Origin of the sequence: Streptomyces sp. CC53, from assembly GCF_001865245.1 — a bacterium.
Taxonomy (GTDB): Bacteria; Actinomycetota; Actinomycetes; order Streptomycetales; family Streptomycetaceae; genus Streptomyces.
In genome coordinates this window covers 46,559-66,061 of the sequence record NZ_MKXB01000036.1, presented here as the reverse complement: position 1 = coordinate 66,061, position 19,503 = coordinate 46,559, and the positions used below count along the sequence as shown (strand labels likewise).

General features: G+C 71.5%; 14 protein-coding genes. 2 read left to right on the top strand and 12 right to left on the bottom strand.

Annotated features, from left to right (window positions below):
* Nucleotides 1–536: 536 nt before the first annotated feature.
* Nucleotides 537–1,001, bottom strand: a complete 465-nt coding sequence (locus BJP40_RS03390; RefSeq protein ID WP_071278467.1) for a CAP domain-containing protein — start codon at nt 999–1,001, stop codon at nt 537–539.
* Between the two features lie 474 nt (nt 1,002–1,475).
* Between BJP40_RS03390 and BJP40_RS03385 the strand changes: the two genes are divergently transcribed.
* Together BJP40_RS03385 and BJP40_RS33925 are read left to right on the top strand one after the other, a co-directional pair.
* Nucleotides 1,476–2,870: a hypothetical protein gene (locus tag BJP40_RS03385; protein WP_071278465.1), complete on the top strand. Its 1,395-nt coding sequence runs from the start codon at nt 1,476–1,478 to the stop codon at nt 2,868–2,870.
* A gap of 859 nt (nt 2,871–3,729) precedes the next feature.
* Complete coding sequence (locus BJP40_RS33925) at nt 3,730–4,347, top strand: class E sortase (RefSeq protein ID WP_177204291.1); 618 nt, start codon at nt 3,730–3,732, stop codon at nt 4,345–4,347.
* Nucleotides 4,348–4,922: 575 nt separating this feature from the next.
* On the opposite strand, the gene BJP40_RS03375 is transcribed toward BJP40_RS33925, so the two are convergent.
* The 11 genes from BJP40_RS03375 to BJP40_RS03325 form a co-directional block, all read right to left on the bottom strand.
* On the bottom strand, nt 4,923–5,537 hold the full coding sequence (locus BJP40_RS03375) for a peptidoglycan-binding protein (protein ID WP_143065878.1): 615 nt from the start codon (nt 5,535–5,537) through the stop codon (nt 4,923–4,925).
* A 1,573-nt stretch (nt 5,538–7,110) separates the two neighbouring features.
* Nucleotides 7,111–8,727 (bottom strand): sigma-70 family RNA polymerase sigma factor, encoded by a 1,617-nt coding sequence (locus tag BJP40_RS03370; protein WP_177204290.1) that lies wholly within the window; start codon nt 8,725–8,727, stop codon nt 7,111–7,113.
* Nucleotides 8,728–9,059: 332 nt separating this feature from the next.
* Entirely contained in the window at nt 9,060–9,998 is a 939-nt protein-coding gene (locus BJP40_RS03365) for a hypothetical protein (RefSeq protein ID WP_071278457.1), read from the bottom strand.
* Nucleotides 9,999–10,261: 263 nt separating this feature from the next.
* Nucleotides 10,262–10,606, bottom strand: coding sequence for a transposase (locus tag BJP40_RS03360; protein ID WP_079170882.1), 345 nt, complete (start codon nt 10,604–10,606; stop codon nt 10,262–10,264).
* Nucleotides 10,536–10,934 carry a hypothetical protein gene (locus BJP40_RS33485; RefSeq protein ID WP_143065877.1) on the bottom strand — a complete coding sequence of 133 codons (399 nt, stop codon included), beginning with the start codon at nt 10,932–10,934 and terminating at the stop codon, nt 10,536–10,538. The genes BJP40_RS03360 and BJP40_RS33485 overlap by 71 nt, the downstream gene beginning before the upstream one ends.
* Nucleotides 10,935–11,366: 432 nt before the next feature.
* Nucleotides 11,367–11,795, bottom strand: a complete 429-nt coding sequence (locus BJP40_RS03350; protein WP_071272000.1) for a hypothetical protein — start codon at nt 11,793–11,795, stop codon at nt 11,367–11,369.
* Nucleotides 11,792–13,894 carry an integrase gene (locus BJP40_RS03345; protein WP_071278451.1) on the bottom strand — a complete coding sequence of 701 codons (2,103 nt, stop codon included), beginning with the start codon at nt 13,892–13,894 and terminating at the stop codon, nt 11,792–11,794. The genes BJP40_RS03350 and BJP40_RS03345 overlap by 4 nt, the downstream gene beginning before the upstream one ends.
* Nucleotides 13,891–15,720 (bottom strand): hypothetical protein, encoded by a 1,830-nt coding sequence (locus tag BJP40_RS03340; protein ID WP_226962769.1) that lies wholly within the window; start codon nt 15,718–15,720, stop codon nt 13,891–13,893. Before BJP40_RS03340 ends, BJP40_RS03345 begins: the two co-directional genes overlap by 4 nt.
* Before the next feature lie 95 nt (nt 15,721–15,815).
* Entirely contained in the window at nt 15,816–17,294 is a 1,479-nt protein-coding gene (locus tag BJP40_RS03335) for a hypothetical protein (RefSeq protein ID WP_071278447.1), read from the bottom strand.
* A 42-nt stretch (nt 17,295–17,336) separates the two neighbouring features.
* The gene (locus BJP40_RS03330; protein WP_071278445.1) at nt 17,337–18,449 is read right to left on the bottom strand and encodes an MFS transporter; all 1,113 of its coding nucleotides are present in this window, start codon (nt 18,447–18,449) and stop codon (nt 17,337–17,339) included.
* Nucleotides 18,433–19,473 carry a phosphotransferase enzyme family protein gene (locus BJP40_RS03325; protein ID WP_071278443.1) on the bottom strand — a complete coding sequence of 347 codons (1,041 nt, stop codon included), beginning with the start codon at nt 19,471–19,473 and terminating at the stop codon, nt 18,433–18,435. The genes BJP40_RS03330 and BJP40_RS03325 overlap by 17 nt, the downstream gene beginning before the upstream one ends.
* Nucleotides 19,474–19,503 lie beyond the last annotated feature (30 nt).

Genomic DNA, 19,503 nt, shown 5'->3' with positions numbered 1-19,503 from the left:
GGCCACGGCGACCGGCTCCAGGTGTCCGTCCTCCACGACGAACCCTCCCGCCGACTGCACGGAGGGTCTTCTCAGGTGTGTCGCGGGCCGTTCAGGAGCCGACCGGGAGCGGCGTGAATCAGTCCTCTTCTGCGCCCGGCCTCGGTCCCTTCGCTCACTCCGGGCCCTTGCCCCCCTCGCCTATCGCGCAGATGAGCGGGATTCGGGCGTTTGATTCGCCGGCTTTCGAGCCCTGGTCGGGCATCGTCAGGCCGCGGCGGCGGGTAGCTCCGGATCCCCGCACCGCGGGCGCGGGCTCGTCCGCGGCGCGACTCCGGTGGGGCCGCCGCACGGCACCGGCCTTGTCTCCGATACAGCTCGACTGCGGACTTCGGCGTCATGCGGGTTCGCCCCCGACCGCCCGGTGGGGCCGCCGCACCGGCACGCTCGCGGGCCGGGCGCCTCGACGCCGTCCGCGGCGGTCTTCCTCCCGCCCTCGGGCCGCCGCACTCGCCGGTGCGGCGGCCCGAGGGCGGGACTTGCTGGCTGCGGTGCTGTCAGGTGGCGGGAGTGGGCAGTGGGACGGTGGGGTCGGGCCGGTTGACGTTCGCCTTGAACGCGCCGGGGACGTTCCCGGTCGGGCCGAAGGCGACCGTCAGCTCGTACGGGAAGCCGCTGGGGCTACTCGACTCGCAGGTGTCGGCGAACCCGACGCCGATCGTCGTGACCTCGTTCCACACCATGAGGGTGAAGTTGCCGGCGCTGAAGTCCGACATGGTGCCCGAGTCGTAGTCGTATCCGGTCCTGGTCTCGTACCAGGCGTCGACGTAGAGTTCAGGGTTGCTGTAGACGCCCGCTGCCACGTTCGTCAGGTAGGGCGGGCTGCTGGAGGCCACGGGCCTGCCGGTGCACTGCCGGGCGCGGTCCGCCGCGATGCCGTTCAGGTTCTGGTCCAGGGTGACCGGCGGGGCGTGGTGGCGGGCACGGTAGGCGTTGATGCGCTCCAGTACGGCCTGCTCCATCGAGACTGCCTGGGCCGCGCGAACCGCGGGACGCTCAGGTGCGGTCTGCGCGGCCGACGGGCCGGCCAGCAGGGCGGGTAGGACAACCGCCGCGGCGACGACTGCGGCGCAGAGCGGTACGACTTTGCGAGCCGCACGAGAGGTGGAAGAGGGAGCGGGCGAGGCCGCAGCCTTGATCACGTTCATGGGCTCATGGTGGGCCACGGCGAGGGCGGACCGGGCTGGACAGGGGCGAGGTTCAGCCGTTCGGGCGCATCGACGGCCTGCCTCGACCGTGCCCGGCCCGGGGGCTCGGGGTGGGGTACGGACGCTGGGCGCTGAGGGCCGCCCGGAGCACGAGGAGGGGGCTGGACTCCCTCGGTGGCGGATCCCCCCGCCCCGGAAGATAACGAGATGGCAACGGCGTGCGAGGGTGCGGCCGGCTCCTGCTCTTACGGGGTGAAGCACACTCCGAGCAAGGGGAGCACAGAGCACATGCGCACCAGAATCGCCAGGGTCCTCGCCGCCACGGCATCCCTCACCGCGCTTGCGGTCGGGGCCTGGGCCACGCCGGCCGCGGCGGACGACGCCAAGGAAGGCCGCGTCCTCGTCGTCATGGCCGACTTCTCCGACCGGGCACACCCCGACCCCGCCGTGATGCGGGCGAACGCCGTCGACAAGTACTTCGGCGCGGGCGAGTCGCTGAACACGTACTTCAGTCAGGTCTCGCGCGGCCGGTTCACCTTCGTACCCGCCGTCAAGGAGAAGGTCCTCGGTCCGCTGACCCTGCGGCAGAAGGCTGGCTGCACTGACCTCAGGGGAATCCGGGAGGACATCGAGGCACAGGTCACCGCCAAGGGCCTTGAGCGGAAGAGGGACTGGGACAATCTGTCCATCATCCTGCCCCGCCTCGGCTGCTACTGGTCCGGCATGGGCTCCATCGGCGGCCGCTACACCTGGCTGAACACCGGCAACAACGACGTCTCCGAGACCACGATCCGCCACGAGTTCGGCCACAACATCGGCTTCGGCCACCAGGTCCGCTTCACGTGCAAGAACGGCAACCTCGTCGACTGCGGGGAGCGCGCCGCCGTCGCGGGCAGGTCCCCCATGGGTGGCAACGGAGAAGCCGGCCTGTCCGCCAACCAGCTGATCCGCATGGGCTGGCTGGAGACCGCGGAGCACCGGCGCGTCACCGGCTCCGGGACCTTCAGCCTCAAGCCTCTCTACGGCTCCCAGAAAGGCACCCGCGCGCTGGAGATCCCGATGGGGAACAAGGAGAGCCTGCTCCTTGAATACCGCCGCCCGTCCGGCTCCCTGGACAAGGACTTCGACAGCGTCTTCGCCTACCGCGTGACCGACGGCAACTACCACACCGCCGTCCCCATCGTCCTGTCCACGACCGGCCGCCACGCCGGCATCATCACCCTCCAGGACAACGCCAGCAAGGTCACCATGAAGGTCACCGGCCGCACCGCCGACGCCGCGACCGTCACCGTCTCCCTCGACGGGAAGGCCCCGGCCGCCGGCGCCGCCCCGAGCGTCGCTGTCGCACCGGAGGAGACGGCCGAGGGCGTCGCTGCCCTGGAGGTGACGGACCCGGCCGTCCCGACCAGCCCCACCGACCTCGACGAGAGCGGCACCGACTCCGCACACGAGCACGGCACACAGGGCGAAGCGGGGCAGGGAGCCACACCGTCCTCGACAGAGATCCCGTCCGCGAAGGCCGGCTCCGCCATGGGCCTCCCGGGCCGGAACCTCGCCTCGACGGGCAGCGACGGCACGGTGCTCACGCTGACCGCCGTCGGCGGCACCGTGCTCCTCCTCGGCGGGGCGTTCGCCGGGACCCGCTACACCCGCTCCCGGCGCAGGGCCTCCCAGGGCCACTGACCGGACACCGCTCCCCGCACGCCCGGGCACCGCGGCGCCGCAGACCCGGGCCGGCCCCGACCGGGCCGTCACCCCCATCCCGCCGGGACCGACCCGGCCGAGTCTCCGGAGGACCCTCCTCATGACCATGCCGCATCCGGAGGAGGCCGCGTACGGGTTCGGCGCACCGGCGACTCGGCAGCCGTACCCTCCCGTACCGTCACCGGACGCCTGGTGGGTCCGGGAACCACCGCTGTTGCCGGACGGCTGGGACACCTCCGCACCGCCCCAGCCGTCCGGGGCCTGGCACAGCGGCGAGCCGCTCCCGTCACCGGACGGCTGGTACGTTCAGGAACCGCACTGGTCGCGGGACGACTGGTACGTTCACCAGCCTCCGGCGTACCCGTCGGCTCCGCACCCCTCCCCGTGGCCCGGCCGGCCGGCCTCCTCCGACCTTGAGACGTACCCACCGCACCAACCGGCCGACGCGTACGCCCATCAGCCGCCGCCGGACACCTGGGACACTCCGGTACCACCCCAGCCTTCCGGCATCTGGTACAGCCACGAGCCGCTCCCGTCACCGGACGGCTGGTACGTTCAGGAACCGCAGGCGTATGCCCCGGCCCCGTCGGCCCACGAGTGGACGGCCGGCTCTGGCGAGGAGGACTTCGGGACACCGCTCCCGCCGCAGTCGGCTCCGGAAGCGGAGCCGGCGCCCTCTGAGAGGGGGGAGACGTCCCCTTCGCGACGGGCCGGGGCCCGGCGGGCGGCGGCCCCTGGCGCCGGTTCGGGGAGACGCCGGGCCGCGCGACGTCCGACGGGCGCCGGGCGCCGCCGCAAGCGGTCGCCCGCCGCGCATGCCGCCCGGGCCGCGAGCACGGTGCTCGTCACGTCCGGGCTGGCGATGGTGCTCTTCGTCGTCCACCAGGTGTGGTGGACCAACGTCCAGGCTCGCGCGGAGGCCGACGAGGCGCTCTCGAAGCTGGAACGGACGTGGAGCGATGAGGCACCGGACTCACAGACGGAGGACGGGGCGGGGGAGTTCGCGCCGGGCGAGGGCTTCGCGATCATCCGCATCCCGAAGCTGGACCTGGCCTTCCCGATCGCCGAGGGCGTCGGCCTGGAGCAGGTGCTCGACAAGGGCCTGGTGGGCCACTACCCGGGCACGGGGATGCCTGCCGACTCCGTCGGGAACTTCGTGCTGGCCGCGCACCGGAACACGCACGGCGAGCCGTTCCGGGAGATCGGCAGACTGGCGCCCGGGGACCGGATCGTGGTGGAGACCGCGACCGTCTCGTACGGCTACGAGGTGGCCGGCCGCATCCCGGAGACGCCCCCCACCGACGTGAGCGTCCTCCGGCCGATCCCCGGCGGGTCGCCCTTCTCCGAGTCCGGCCGTTACATCACCCTGACGACATGCACGCCCGAGTTCAGCACCCGGGGGCGTCTGATCGTCTTCGGCAAGCTCGTCGAGGAGCGGCCGAGAGCCCGGATGTGACCGTCCCGGACAGGGGCCCTGGGTCCGGCGTGGGACCCGGCCGTCGCCGTTCGCGGGACCCGTCGGCACGGCGGCTCGTCACTACGACGGCCTCAGTACGGCGGCACGGCGGTCCTCTATGGGGAGCGGCGGGTGCCTCGGCCTCCCGCCCTGTCATCGGCACCTGGACGGTGCGCGCCGCCTCCGAACGACCACAGGGCCGAACGCGACCCAGGCGCCCGGCGGACCGGGTGATCGAGGGGGCGGGGCGTCCGGAGGGAGGCGGGGGATCGCGTGGCCCGTCGTCATTCTCTGCCGGGGCTCGGCTGGAGGATCCTGCCACCTGTGAAGAGATAGGGCGCGTCGCGCGAACGCGGCACGGCCGATCGCGCGGGAGCCGCTCCGCGTCCTGGCCGCGAACTCGATCGGACGAGGAGGACGCGCAGCCGGAACACGGCCACGCCTGCCCGTCGGGGAGAACCCGGCCGCCGCGCGGGGACTTCGCCCGGCGGCCGGGCCTGACCGTCTGGCTGGAGCTGCGCACGGGGAGGGGAGGATCCCGGCCCTCACGGCCGGCGTGCTCCCACGCCGGGGAGTCAGTAGTCGCTGACGTCGGGTACCTCGGTGCGCAGGGCGGCCCGGGTGGAGGGCCCGTACCGGCCGGACGGGTCGGCCGTGATGCGACGGGTCCGCTGGTAGGTGGCGACCGATTCGGTCACGCGCTGGTGATAGACGCCGTTGATCCGACCTTCGTACAGGCCGAGTGCCCGTAGCCGGTACTGCAGGTCGGCGACCTCGGGGCCTGTGGCCCCGCAGCACAGGCCGGTGGGAGCGGGCGGGGACGATTCCGGGTCCGCCCCGCCACCGGACGGACACGGCGCCCCGGGAAGGTGCGGCACGGTACACCGTGCGGCACCCCCGCCGGTGACGGTGGGTGTAGCGGTGACGGTGGGTGTAGCGGTGACGGTGGGTGTAGCGGTGACGGTGGGCACGGGTGTCCGGGGGAGCACGGAGGACGAGTCCGAGGCCGGGGAGGTGGGGGCAGCGCTGGGGAGGGACCCGTCCTCGTCGACCGGGTCCAGCCAGCTGCCGGAGGGCGATGCGATGGGTGCGGCGGTCGGCCCGGCGACCGGGATCGAGGGCACCACCGACGGCACCGCCTGCCGCTCGGTGCCGTCCGTCCCGACCATGGCACCGGCAAACGCAGTCACGCCCGCCACCGCCGCCAGCACGATCACGGCGCCCGCGATCCTGGCCGACCGGCTCAGGCCCACGCCCCGGCGCGCCGTCGGCGCACTCCGGTCCGAGCGTTGCGTCCCGGGCGGAGCGACGGCAGCACGCGTGCCGTGGCCGACCGCGCGCAGAACAAGAGTGTCTTCCCCGGGCGGGCCGGAAGGCCGTGCGGCCGCGGGGGTTTCCCAGGGACCCGCCGACCCCTCCAGGGCGTGCGCCGGGGACGCTGGAGCCTCGGGAGGCGCCGCGCACGGATCGGGTGCCGGCCGCTGCGGCACTGTCCCCTGCATGATCCCCCACACCGGACCGGAGGCGGGTCTCCGGGGGCCGCCCTGCCCCGGGTGGGGGGCGGTCGTCGTGTCCGCGGCCGACGCGTCGTGCGGAGGCAGGTCGACGTACCGGCGCACCCGTGTCCATGCGAACGGCTCGGTGTCGTCGTACCCGTCCGCGTGGGCGTGGGCGTGTGCCGTGGCGCAGGAGCAGTTCGCGTCCCGAGGCGTTGGGGCGGCGCCGCAGTGTGGGCAGATCGGTTCGGACACTTTCGGGCGTCCTCTTCTCGCAGGTTTTCCGTGGGAGCGTTCCGGCCGGGGCTGTGGCCCGGCCGTCTCTGTCCCGGGGACGTCGTTCTCGTGTTTCCGTAGGGCGGGGCCAGCGGGCCGGCTGCGGGCTGGTGTCCGCGTGGCTTCCGGTTTCGCACCGCGCCGGATACCGGACGGCGGGCCGGACGGGGGCGAGGGAGGTCACGGCGGCCGGTGACGCCGCGATGTCCGTGGCCATCTCGACCATGGCGACCCACCAGTCCCGCGAGTGACCGAGGCGGTGCCGGACCGGGAGGTCCGGCGCCACGACCACCGAGCGGTTCTCAAGCACCCCTTCCGCCACGCCGGGCGAAGCCGCTCCCGCCGCATCCGCCCACTGCGCCGCGGACGCCGCCGCCACTCCGGCAACCCGCCTCGGACCGAGCCTCATGACGCTCCGCACTCCCTTGTCTTGCCGCCCTTCACCGGGAAGAGCAACGAGACACCCGGACCCTCCCGGCATTTTGCCTTTCCTTTACTGAAGGAGAGTGCGCTGGCCTGGTGCCCGGCCGGATCGACCGAGACCGCACTTGGTGAAGAGTCAGCAAAGATGGAGGAATGGTGGCATTCGAACGCATCTCCCCTGGTATGACCCGTAGCCGCCGTCGGAGACGGCCTCGCCGCCCCGAGGGCGGACGGCTGGCGGCACTCGACGACCGGAGGAGCTTCCGATGAACGACGCAGGAATCAACCCCCTGCACGCCTTACCCCGGCCCCGTGGCGCGGGGCGCGGCCGTGGGGAGCCTCTCGCAGACCGGCGAGGCGACCGAAGCGGCGCGGAAGGCCGCCCCGCCGCCTTCCGCCCCGGCGGCCGCGCGCGGAGGCCGCAGGCGGGGCACCCGCCGGGCGCACTCTCGAAGGCTCGGAGCGCGCCCGGCCGGCTTCCATCTGACCGTGCCCCGGCAGCCGGGGATTCCGTTGTGCCCGCGGCCCGTACGGGATCCTTCACGGCCGGGTGCCGCGGCCCGTCGGGTCACCAGTCGGTGCGGAAGTGCAGGGACGGGGAGAGGTAGTAGTGGGGGGACGTGGCGATCAGCGAGTCGTGCGCCTCGCCCCGCCCGGCCGGGGCCCACTCCTTGAGGCCGAGGTACATGTTGTCACTGGTGAAGATCCCCGCGGTGCCCTTGTCGTCGTGCCGGTTGATGGTCCACACCTGGAGGGGGTCGGCGGGGTCGCAGACCACCTGCCGCACGGGGGCGCCGGCGGCGGTGGTGCCGGTGTGGGAGAGGCACAGGCCCGTACCCGCGTTCCTGAGCATCACCCGGCGGCGCTTCTCCTGCGGAGTGACGTCCCACTCCTGGTAGGTCACGCCGGTGCACGCCGCCTCCCGCGGCTGCGTCCCGGCGGCCGTGGAGCCGCCCGGGATCTCCATGCACAGCCCCGTGGCGTCGATCCGCAGCCGGGTGCGGTCGCCAGAGCGTGCCGAGGTAGCCACCGCGGAGGAGCCGGCGGTCTTCCCCAGGGAGCGGGACGAAGGAGAAGGCGGGGGGGTGGAGGCTGAGGTGGGAATGGGGCTGGTGCTACCGCTCGGGGCAGGGGCGGCCGTCGATATGGACGCCCCGGGGCCGAGGCTCCCCGGCAGCCCGGTGACTTCCCGGACGGCGGGCGGGGTGGCTCTGTCCGGGCCGTCCCACTGGGGGGCGGCCAGATAGACCAGGGCGCCGATCGCCGTCACGGCCGCCAGTGACACCCCGGCGAGGTGGGCGGTCGGCAGACCAGCCGCCGCCCCCGAGCCGCCGGCCGCCGCACCTCCGCTCCCCGCGGCGGCTGTGGCAGCGGCTGCGGCGCTGGAGGAGAGGTACTTCTCGGCGCCCCACAGCAGCACGGCGCCGGGCAGCACCAGCCGCAGCCGGGAGTTGAGCTCCGTCAGGTCGCGGAACGCCCTGCGGCAGGAGCGGCACTCGCCCAGGTGCCGTTCCAGGCGCCGACCGGCTGTACGGCGCCCCCGGCGCACCGCGGCGGCAAGCAGCGGACCGTGCCGACGGCATTCGTGCGAGGCCCGTGGGCCGTGGGCGTGCTCCGACAGGTACGCCTCACGCAGCCCTTCCCTGGCCCGTTCCGCCAGCGACCAGACCCCACTCGCGCTCAGCCCCAGCATGGTCCCCACCTGCTGGGCGCTCTCCTGTTCCACGACGGTGTGCCAGAGCACGGCCTGCCAGCGCTCGGGCAGCGCGCGGAAGCCGCGCAGGACCAGGTCGCCCTCTTCATCGCGCAGGGCGAACTCCGCCCCGTCCTGGGCGTACGGGGCGGTCTCCTCCCAGCGCTCGACATCCTCCGTCAGCTCGGACCGCCGGGCCGTGGCGGTCCAGGCCATCGCCGTACGCCGGACCACCGTCAGCAGGTAGGGCCGCCACGGCCCCGTCGGCCCGCCGCCCGACCGCACCGCCTCCAGCGTCCGGGCGAACGCCTCGGCCGCGAGGTCCTCGGCGGTGTGCGTGTCCCGGCAGCACGAACGCGCGTAGGCCAGCACCGCGGACTGGTGGCGCACGTACAGCTCCGCCATCGCCGCCTGCTCCGAACCGCCGCGAATTGCTTCCGCCAGCTCCTCGTCCGAACGGTCTTCCATCGAGGGCCCCGCGTACTCAGTCATGATGCTCCTGAAACTCGGCCGGACGGCGTGAAATCGCGGGGTCCGGAAGGTCCCGGCGGCAGCCCCGGTCGAGGGGTCGGCAACCGGTCGTCCCCGGCACGACCAGCCGGAGTTCATGAATCCGGAAGGCGTCGTCTGGCAAGAATAGACATGCGTTCTACAGATCAGGCGCCTGCGATTTCCCGCAGACGCGGACAGATGCGCGGCGACGGGTCACTCGCCGCCAGATCCGGCAACCGTCGGCCGAGCCCCGAGCCCCGAGCCGCTCGGGGCGCCCTCTGCCGGGACCATGGCCACGTCGGACCGACGCGGAGGATAACGGGACCGGCCGTTCAGGTCCTATCGGTCGGCCCGGTGCCCCCACAGCGGCGCCGCAGCATGAGCACGCCCCCGCCCGCTCCGAGCAGGAGCACTCCCAACCCGGCGTGGACGCCTGTGTCGCTCGCACCGATCCGCGCGAGTTCGCCGCCCGGACGGCCGCGCTCGTGTTCCATGGGACTCGGCGCGACAGGGTTCGTGCCGGGCTGCGGTTCTCCGCCCTCGGGAACGGACGGCGTCGGAACCGTCGGCGAGGGTGTGGCCGGTCCCGCCGGTCCCGCCGGTCCCGCCGACCCGGCGGGGGAGGGGGCCGAGGGAACCGGAGCGGCCGGTGTGTCGGCCGACGGGTCCGGCTCCGGCGTCTGCCGGGGGACGCAGTCCCTGGTGCCCCCGTTCCACGCGGCGATCAGCCGCTCCTTGATCACTGGCCGGTCGGGCCCCTGGGGCAGCGGGCCGTGTCGCCTCCCGTCTCGGGCGTCGAGGAGCCCGTCGTACACGACATCGTCCCGGTACAGGTCCACCTGCCCGAAGCAACCGGCGTCCGGCACGGCGATCCGAAGCACTCCCGTGGCTTGGCCCGCGACGGTGATCGTGTCCCAGTCGTGGAAGACCTGGAGTCCGGAGGACTTCCAGGTGGCGCCGTGCGTACGGTACGAGGCCAGCGAGGCGACGCAGGTCTGGCGTCCGGCCGAGCGGACCCGGACCCGGACGGTGCCGTCCTTGCCGGACTTCAGGCGGGCGGGCCCCAGCTTCACCTGTCCCCGCCAGACGACGCCGTCCACGGAGAACTCACAGGCGCCAGCGGGGGACACCACGCCCGCGCCGTCTCCCGGTTCGTAGCCCGCCGCGTCCCCGGCCTCCCAGCCCCGGCCCGGCGGGGGGCCGTCGGCCCGGGCGGTGCCGGAAGCGCCGGCGAGCAGGCGCAGAGACAGGCGGCGTCGCGGGTCGTTCATGGACTTCCCCATCCTTTTCTCGTCAGGGTGTTCACCACGACCGATGCGCTCGCCTTCCACACCTCCTGCGGATTTATCGAACCGTTATTCGTTGCCGCCGAGGTGGAAGGAGGTTGCCGGCGCCAGGAGGCGCAGTTATGGGGCAAATAGCCTGAACGCCATGAATCGGTTGAGGTGACGTCGGAGGCGACCATCAGTGACGGCGGCCATGACAAGCGGCTCTGATCCACTTGTTGTGGAGCGGTTACGAAGGGTGATGGCGCTCAGTCTGCGGGGAGGATCCGTCGACGAAGCAGCTCGAACCCGGCCCGACCGTACCCGTCCCTCTTGATCCGCTTCGCTCTGTTGACGTTGCCCTCGACCTTGCCCGAGCTCCACTCCAGGGTGAGTCCGGCGGTGACGGTGTCGAAGTCCTGCCGCAGGCCACGGGCCAGACTCCGTAGCGGCTTCAGCCCGGTGTTCTCGGCGCGGGTGAGCCAGTCGTCGAGTTCGCTGCCTCGACGCTCGGTCACCATCCGGGCGAAGTCCCTCACGCAATCAGCGACAGATTCCAACTCTGGGCAGCGGGCTAGGAGGTGCTTGCGCCTGGGCGCGTTGCTCTCGTCGATCTTGTCGGGGCGCGGTGATCAGCCAGGTGGCTTTCCGGACCGTGAGCTCCTTGGGCTTCTCGGGTGCGGGTTTGCCGCTGGCGCGAAGCTGTTCCAGGTGACGGCGGACAGTCCGCTTGCTGCCGAGGTAGCCAAGCTCGGTGATCTCGGCGTGGAGCCGGGCGGCGTCCGTGCAGCCTTCGTTCCAGCGCCGGTGCAGGTAGGGCGAATAGGCGTGGATCTGGCCGTAGCGGCGGGAGCCGGTGCCAAGGGATGCGTCCTCGGGGGTGGCGGCGTGCGCGTAACGGCGCACGGCCTTCGTGTCGAGGCCAAGAGTCTTGGCGATCACTTTGATCTCAGGCCCTTGTCGTACAGGACGTGCACCGCGGAGTGCCGCTCGCGTCGCTTGATCACGCGGAGCCCCTCCATGACTTCCGGTACGTCGTCGACCTCCGTGATGGCGGTGTCCGCGGTCGAGCCTCCGGTGAGCTCGGCGAGGCACTTGCGGTGCTGAGCGACGCACTTCTCGACGGCCTCGCACAGGTTCTTCCACAGATGGAAGCGGTCACCGCGACCTGGACGGCATCAGGGCAGGCGGAGCGGACGGCCTCCGCGTAGGCGCTGGCGCGTTCCCGACAGACGATCTCTCAGAGCAGCCACCGAGGCCGGGTACATGACGGCTGTCACCGAGGAGCGCATCGAACCCAACGAGCCGGAGCCCGTGCGCAACGACGTGGAGGTCGCGGCTTCGCCAGGGATCAGCGGGAGTGCCATTGCGCGGCTACGGCCGACGAGCGATGGGCACGACTGTGCCGGATCGGTCGGTGAGTTCGGCGCGTAGAGCCTGGTTGTCGTGGTGGAGGGCGGCGATCGCGGTCGCGGCGGCCTTCAGCTTCATCTCCAGCTGCGTGCATTCCTGTGTCTTGGCGGCGAGGCGCTTACGGAGGCGGGTGATCTCGGCGTCCCGGCGGGCCTCTCCTGCCGTGGTTTTGCCCCGCTCGGCGATGTGGGCGTCCCATTCGGTGAGAATCGGCTGGGCGCGGTTCATCGTGGCCCGGCTGACCTGGGCTTCTCGCCACAGGTTCTCTTTGGTGAGCCGTCCGTCGGTGCGCTGGGGCTTGCCGGTGAACAGACGCTGCATCGCGGCCCGCAGGGCCCTCGCCGTCTCGGGTGAGACGCCGTCGGATGTGACGCGGCTTGGGGTGGTCATGCGGATGTGCCTCGAATCTTGTCCAGGACGGCTTGGGCGCGTTCGGCCTCTCTGGAGATCAGGGCCTTGCGGCCGGCGGGCAGGCCCGGTGTCTGTAGGAGTTGGAGCTGGGTGCGGTGGTGGGAGTCGTACAGCGCGACGTGCTCGGTGCCGATCATGCTGTTGGGGCAGCGGTCGGGGCGGCAGCGGTCCTCCAGCGGGCCGGCGTGCCCCTCGGGGACGACCGCGTTCTCCAGGCAGACGGCCCCGGCCGGGTTGCGTTCGTCGAACAGGCAGTTGTTGAGCGTGCCGAACCTGATGGTGATCCGGGCCTTGTGCAACAGGTCGTCCTCGACGCGGGCGTCCCCGTGACGTGCCTTGACTGTCGCCGTGATCTGGTCGAAGGCGGCCTTGAGGCGTTCGGCTGCCGGGCCGAAGCCGATTTCCTCGCCCCTGCTGTGGACCCCGTAGAGGTCCTTGAGCCGACGGAACCGGGCGGCGTGGACCGCGTCGTCAAGGTACTTGGCCCACGTGGCATCGGGCGCGGCGTAACCGCGGGTGGCGCGGTTGGCCAGGGCCCGAGTGGCGATGTGCTTGAGCTGGATGCCCAGCGCGATCTCGGAGCCGGCGAACTGGTCGGTGAGCATCGCCATCGTGCGGCGGAACATGTGGGGACGGACGGTGCCGGCAGGAATCGGCTCAAGCCCCGAGAAGGTGTGTCCGGCGTTGACGGCGGTGATGAACGAGTCGACCATGTGGCCGCCGTTGAGCTCCTCGTTGACCGCCCTCGGCGTGAGCGTCGAGAACACCCTGGTGGGGTGAGGTGAGACGGCCTCGGCGACCGCGATGGCCTCGGCGACCGGCTCGCTGATCCACCAGTGCTTGCGCGGCCGCCCGTCGTGGCCCTTGACGAGGGTGGAGGCGATGGCGGGCGCGTCGTAGTGCTCCACCACGCTCCCGCGGACGATCTCCTGCAACTCCGAGTCCCGCATCATCGACAACGCCGCCACCAGCACGAACGCGGCATTTCGGAGGGTGGTCGCCAGGACGGACAGCTCGTAGAGGTCGAAGCCGGGATGCCACGGCCCGCGGCTGCCGTTCGCACGGGTCACCTCGACCAAGGACATGGGGAAGCCGAGGTGGTAGCAGCCGTCGGCAACGGCGCGCAACACCTTCGCCCGCCGGCTGCGCGACGCTGCCGAAGACCGTCCGAACAGCGCCCCGCAGCGACGCTCGTTCACGCCCAGCAGCAACGCGAGCATCGACCAGTTGACCTCCGGCGGCAGGTCCCCCGGCCATTCCGGGTCGTAGTGGCAGGGCACCTTCCATTCCGGGTCCGTCAGGCAGGCATCCAGCGCGGCGTCCCTCCCGGCAGCCGACGCGGCGGCGGCCTCCTTCAGCTGCTCGACCTGGCGAAGGGCATGGAGGATGTCAGGGGCGAAGGTGTGCACGTAGGTCCAGGCCGCCCGTACCAGCGGAAACCAGATGTCCGGCGGCACGGCCCTCGTGGACAGTTCGCCGTCCCGTACGTCCTCGGCGACCTGTCCCGCCGTCTTGCCCGGCCACGGGTCCTCGGCCGGCCAGGCACAACTCAAGGCCGGGGCGAAGAGGGACAACTTCTTCAGGAACGCGACATGCCGGGTCAGCGTCGGGGCCTTGACCGTCGTCCTCAAAGCTGTGATCCGCCGGCGCAGATCGGCCACGTTCCAGTACGCCGGGTCATCGTCCAGGCCCTCGCTTCGTGCCCACGCGATCAGCCCGCGCAGGCAGCCCATGTTCAAGTTGATGGTGCCGATGTCCCAGGGAGCGAAGCCGAAGTGGAGGCCGTGGGCTTGCAGCGTCTCGTGCTGAGGGTTGGCCAGGATCATCACCACCTCTCGAGCGAGCAGGTTCCAGTGCGGCTCAGCCAGCTCCCCGGCAAGGCGAATGCGCCACCACGCCGGATTGCGGTTGGCCGGCTTGGCCACCACCCCGTTGAAGTCGAGGACTTCGATGTCTCCGAAACGTGGCTGCCGGGCGCCTTCCTTGCGGGCCTCCGGCAGCAGGGCCCGGCCCTGGACGATCGGCTCGTCCGGCCGGAACAGGGACTGCGTACGAGCAGTCGGGCGGGGAATGATCATGCGTCGAACTCCACGTGAGCGGACAGTGGCAGGTCCAATCGGACCAGTCCGTCGTTGATGTGCTGCCGCGCCAGGGCCTTCTCCTGCTCGCTGCGCTCTTCCAGTACGGCACGGAGGTTGACGTAGGACTGGCCCCACCGCAGGGTGAAGGCTCGCGGATCGAGCCGGAGGCGTACCCTCTCCAGGTGCTCGGCGAGCAGCATCAGTTGCGGCAAGTGGCTGGGCAGGACCCAGGCGTTGCGGCACTCCATGCAGCGCAGCGGCGCGACCGCGCAGAGCTCCCCGGGGTTGCTGAACGGTGAGTCCCACGGGTTCTTGCAGTGGGAGACGCCCATGTCGAGTTCGCCCTGGACGATGCCGTCCGCCTGTTCCGCCTCCAGTCCGAATTCCCGCAGTCGCTCGCTGTTCTCGGCGATCTCGGCCGCCTCCGGGGCGATCACGGTCGGCCCGTTCACCGCCCGTTCGAACCAGTGGGCCTGGGCCGTGGTGATGACCTTGCCGGACAGGATCCGCAGTGTGGTGCCCTGGGCGTAGTGGCCGGCGAAGGTTTCCTCAAGGTGGTCGTCGGCGGCAGCGCTGATACGGCCACCGGAGACGATGGCCTTCTCCACCTTCGTGGACTTCCGCAGCCGCCCGATGTGCGCCGGGCCGTCGATCGTGACCCCGACCGAGCCCAGCCAGTCGGTGAACCGCTGCCCTGCGGCGTTGGCGTCCCAGCGTCCGAACCTGAGGTCGTAGTACACCAGTGAGGGGCGCACGAACAGGGTGTCGGTCACCTCCGGGCACTGCCTCCGCGACTGCTCCGTGACCTTCACAAGCCGGCGCACGATCGCGCTCGCCTCACGTCGCGGTCGATCGAGCGTCTCCTCGATCTCCGGCTCGTCATCCCCGGGGGCGTCGCGGAAGGCCCGGTGCCGCACGCGGTGGGCGCGCTCCTTGACCAGCGTCAAACGCACACCCTTCGGGAGGAACTCGATATCCGACAGGCCGAAGCTGGTGACCTCCTCCGAGGCGTGCCCGGTGGCATCCATCAGCAGGACTCTGAAGGCGTGAAGATCCAGGTTCGTCGGGTAGAGGCGGCGCACCAGCTGCCAGATCAGATCCCGCCGGGCCCGCCGAGGCGCGACGGTCCCGTCCTCGCGCTGGATCATCTCGCGCAGCACTGTGGGCCACAGCGCGGTGGTCGGCGGGAGCCTGTCGCCGATCTGCCGGGGCAGGATCGCTCCCCGCGACAGGCCCCACAGCAGATCCGGCACGTGCAGCCAGTCCCCCTTGTCGGGATGCCGTCCCTGCTCCGCCAGGGCCCAGCCCTCGGCCAGCCGCTTCTCCAGTGCGTGCACCGACGACCACGCGGCCTTGAGCAGGGCCTGTTTGTCGGCCCGGCTGAATTCGTCCCGTTCGGCACCCTCACCCCACCCGGTGAGAGTCTGGCCGCGGGAGAACCTCGCCAGCGACTCGTCGACCCGGCGCTCCGCATGGTCGTCCCGCCGCACGATCAAAATCCGCACGCCCGAGGCCGCCATCCCCGGCTGCCGCGAACCCTCCTTGTACGCGGCGGGCAAGGTGCGCTCCCACCGGGCCAGCAGCGGCATCAGATCCACGGACTCCAGTGACAAGGCGGCCGAGTCCTCGGATGCGGCGTCCATGGCCGCGCACACCAGATCAACAGCCCGCACGTAGTCCCGGGACGCCGAGGCCGACAGACCAGTCGCGTTGACGTACTCCACCCACTCGTCAGCCAACTGCGCGGCCAGCTTCGAACACTGGTAGTCCCCGGGATCGATGTACTGCAGCCGCTCCCGCCCCTGGTCATTGACCGCCACCACGTGCACCCCGATCCTGCCGTCCCCACCCGGAGCCCCCAGCGCCTGCCGCAGATGCGCCGTCCACTCAACAGACCTCCGCCGTTTCACGCGCGCCATCAACACGCCCCTGCCGACTGCTTCTCCAACTGGAAGGCCCTGGCGGCGATCTGCGCGTAGGTAGCCTCTTCACCGGGGTCACCAAGCCACCCGGCGAACGCCGCCTCGTACTCGTGCACCAGGTCGTCGGTGTACTCGAGGTACGCGTACGTGGTCTCCGGGCTGGAATGACCGAGCCTGCGGCTGACGATCAGCAGAGGGTTGTAGCGGATGTGCCCGCTCAAGTAGGAGCGATGTCGACGCCGGCGCGCCACCAGGTCCGGCTCGGCCCCATCCATCTGACGCTCCAGATAGGTCAACAGCTGCAAGGCGTACGTGTGGCGCAGATCGTGCCAGCGCCACCTCTTGGCCGGCAGCCGCGGCGTCGTCTCATCGGCCAGCGCCACCATCCGGCGCCACGCGGCGTGCCGGTACCGCTTCCACGAATCCGCCCCCGGCATGAGACCGCCCCGCCCGAGAAACACCGTCATGGCCTCCAGTCCGAACTCGCCCTCCCAGACCGTGATCCGGCGCATTTTCGGCGGAATCGCCTGCATTGCGAACACCTGCCGTTCACCGTCGAGCACGCCGTGAACCCGGCCCGTTTCCGGCTCGGCACGGGAGACGACGAACAGCTCCCGGTGCCGGCGCTCCAGCCGCCGGGCCGCGGCCGCGGTGAACTCCGGCCGTTCCAGCAGGCAGTAGGTCTCCACGGATTGCACGGCCTGCTCAGGGACGAAGACTCTCCGTGCCTTGCCGTACTTCGCACACGCCTGGACGGTGAAGTCGGCCTCGTCGCCGGGGCGGTCCACACCCATGCCGAGCTCGGGCAGCAGCACAGTCGCCCACTCCTGCCACCGCATCCCGCTGCACACCGCCAGATCAGCCCCAGCCCGGTCACGATGCGGGGAACTCCCCCGATAGGACCGGTTCAGCCGCGCGTCCGGGCCCTGTCCGCCAAGCCCGACATCCCGGAAGTACCGGTACTGCTCCAGACTCAGATGCCGGATGTCCATCCCACGCCGCGTCCTCGGACTCAGCGCGTTCCGCCCCCGTGACGCCACCCGCACGGGCCGACGTCGCAGGTACCTCTGCTCCACCGCGAAGGCGAAGAACTGGTCCAAGACCGATGATTCCTTCGACCACGCCGAAGAACCGATCGGCTTCTCCTGCAGCTGCGTGCGCGACTTCTTGTAGGACACGAGGTCGGCCTCGGTAGCCATGAGCACCTCACGGTCACGCTCGACCTGATGGGCGCCGAACCGGGCCATGATCCGCCCGTAGTCCTTCAACGTGCCCTCGGCCAGATCCGCGTACGACATGCTCCGGCCCCACGCGCACAGGGGCTCCACCGGCATCATCGTCTCGTCATCTAGGAAGACCGGCGTGCCGTCGGAGATCCCGTGGAGCTCCAGCAAACGCGCTGCGTCAGTGCCCGTGAGAACTGGGCTGTCCAAATGTCGGCGCACCAGCGCCATGTCAACCGCGAACAACTGCATGCTCGTCACTTCTCGAGATAACTGGGAGAAGAGAGATAGCAGTCAGCGGAGAGCCAAGCGGACACCATCCACCGGCAGGAGGGACGTGGCTTGAGACAAATCTGAAACGCCCCAAGAAATCGATCGCTGGGTGGTGCCCGCGGCACCGGCGCAGGCCAGCTGCAGGAACAGCGCCGCTCCGATCGCAACCTGCCACCGAAGGCCGGGAGAGGCGAGCAGCAGCGGGATCTGGGTCAGCGGGGTGATCGCGAGCGCGGTGAGCATCATCGGCCCCGGGCCCCACCGGCAGGCGAGGGCCGGGGCGGTCAGTGCCCCGGCGGCGGCGCCCAGGGCGCCCAGGCCGAGAACCACCCCGAAGACGGTCGCGCTCACCGCGAGAGTCCGCAGGAGGTACAGCGCCCACAGGGTGTTGAGCAATCCGAGCGCGAAGGAGGTGGTGGCGTTGACCAGGGTCAGGGTCAGCAGCCGCTCATCGCCGTGCACGTACCTCAGGCCCTCGCCGATCTCCTCACGCAGCCGACGGGACTTTGGGCGAGCCCGGGCGGGTTCGCGGGCCTGGATGCGGGCGGTGCATCCGGCGCTGATTAGGAAGGAGGCGACGTCACCGAGGAGGGCCCGGGCGGGGCCGAGTACCGCGGTCAGCGCGGCGCCGAGGTGGCTTCCGGCGGTCGCGGCGATCGCGAACAGCGCACCCACGCGGCTGTTGCTCCGCTGGATCAAGGACCGGTCAACGAGGCTGGGCAGGAGGCTGATGGCCGCCGCATCGTGCAGCACGCTCGCCGCTCCCTGCACCACGGCGACGATCATGAGCTGCGTCAGGGTCAGCGTGCCCAGCGCGGCCGCCACCGGCACCGTGGTGAGCATTGCGGCGCTGACCAGGTCACCGGCGATCATTTGCCGGCGTTTGGAGTACCGGTCGGCGAGCGCGCCGGCGTGCAGGGCGAGCAGCGCGGGCGGGAGCTGTCCGACGAACGCCAGCCACGCGACCTGGGCGGTTGTGGCGTCCAGGTGGAGCACGGCCAGCACCGGCAGCGCCATCTGGGTGATCGAGCTGCCTGCCACGCTCGCGGCCTGGCCGGTCAGGTACCGGCGGAAGTCGCGGTGCCGCCACAGCGAGGCGCCCGGGACGGAGGGGGTCTCAGCGCAGGACGTCATGGAGCACCTCCTCGGCTTCGTCCAGGCGCTCCCACAGCACGCCCGTGGCCTCGTGCCGGGCGCGCCCGTACGCCTCCAGCGCCGGGGTGACCGAGGCGGGATCGTTCAGCGGCTCGGACAGGGGATAGACCGAGCAGGCCAGGTACCCGGCGGCAACCCGCGGCACGGCGAGGAGGTCCTCGGCCGGAAGCTGCGGGTTCGCCGCCCGGTAGGCACCGACCGCGCGGGCCAGGCCCGGGATCCATTCGTCAGGCCGCGCCAGGACGGTGCGCGGGTCCAGCACGATCCGGCCGAGCTCCCAGGCGGCACTGCGATGCCCAGGGGGCCGGAAGTCGATCACCGCGGCGACCGCTTCGCCGCGCAGCAGCAGGTTGGGCGAGGCCAGGTCGCCGTGCACAACCTGCGTCATCAGGGTGGCTGGCAGCTTCTCCAGGCGGGCCGCAACCTCCGGAAGGGCGGCACGACGCTGCTCTGCGGTGTGGGTGCACCAGGCGGCGAACCCGCCGGGCGACGGTGGCGCGGCCTCCCAACGGGCGAGGAGTTCCTCCAGCCGCCGCCCGGCCCGCGCGACGTCGCACACTGCGCGGGCCGCAACAGGGCGCGGCGGGCCGGCCGGGTGGCTGGCCAGGACCCGGTGCATCCGGCCCACGGCCTCACCCACTGCCGCCCACCTGCCGCCGCACAGACCGCCCTCGGCGGTCTGTGCGTCCGCGATGTACTGCGCCACGGACACCGACAGCCCTGCGGCTGAGGCGATCACGTCGCCGCTCACCGTCCGCCGCACGGCCGGTACCGGCACCCCGGCTCGTCTCGCCGTCTCACCCAGTGCCAGCGCCTGACGCTCCTCGGCCACATCAGTGCCGGGCGGGTACGCCTTCACGAACCACCGCCCGCCCTCACGGTCTTCGGCGAGGTAGTTGCGGGTCGCCGTTCCCGCCGGGCCGTGGCTGACCGCCGTCGGCGTGATCCGGTACAGCAGCGCCAGGATCCCGGCCACGACGATCGCATCGGCATCGCCGCTCATCTCGGTACCCCCGGCGCCAGGGCAGCCCTG

What these genes read in the sequence shown, in the direction of transcription:
- BJP40_RS03350 (WP_071272000.1), bottom strand. Translation starts at nt 11,795, where the DNA reads ATGACCACCCCAAGCCGCGTCACATCCGACGGCGTCTCACCCGAGACG.
- BJP40_RS03345 (WP_071278451.1), bottom strand. Translation starts at nt 13,894, where the DNA reads ATGATCATTCCCCGCCCGACTGCTCGTACGCAGTCCCTGTTCCGGCCG.
- BJP40_RS03335 (WP_071278447.1), bottom strand. Translation starts at nt 17,294, where the DNA reads ATGCAGTTGTTCGCGGTTGACATGGCGCTGGTGCGCCGACATTTGGAC.
- BJP40_RS03325 (WP_071278443.1), bottom strand. Translation starts at nt 19,473, where the DNA reads ATGAGCGGCGATGCCGATGCGATCGTCGTGGCCGGGATCCTGGCGCTG.
- BJP40_RS03390 (WP_071278467.1), bottom strand. Translation starts at nt 1,001, where the DNA reads ATGGAGCAGGCCGTACTGGAGCGCATCAACGCCTACCGTGCCCGCCAC.
- BJP40_RS03370 (WP_177204290.1), bottom strand. Translation starts at nt 8,727, where the DNA reads ATGACTGAGTACGCGGGGCCCTCGATGGAAGACCGTTCGGACGAGGAG.
- BJP40_RS03330 (WP_071278445.1), bottom strand. Translation starts at nt 18,449, where the DNA reads ATGACGTCCTGCGCTGAGACCCCCTCCGTCCCGGGCGCCTCGCTGTGG.
- BJP40_RS03385 (WP_071278465.1), top strand. Translation starts at nt 1,476, where the DNA reads ATGCGCACCAGAATCGCCAGGGTCCTCGCCGCCACGGCATCCCTCACC.
- BJP40_RS03365 (WP_071278457.1), bottom strand. Translation starts at nt 9,998, where the DNA reads ATGAACGACCCGCGACGCCGCCTGTCTCTGCGCCTGCTCGCCGGCGCT.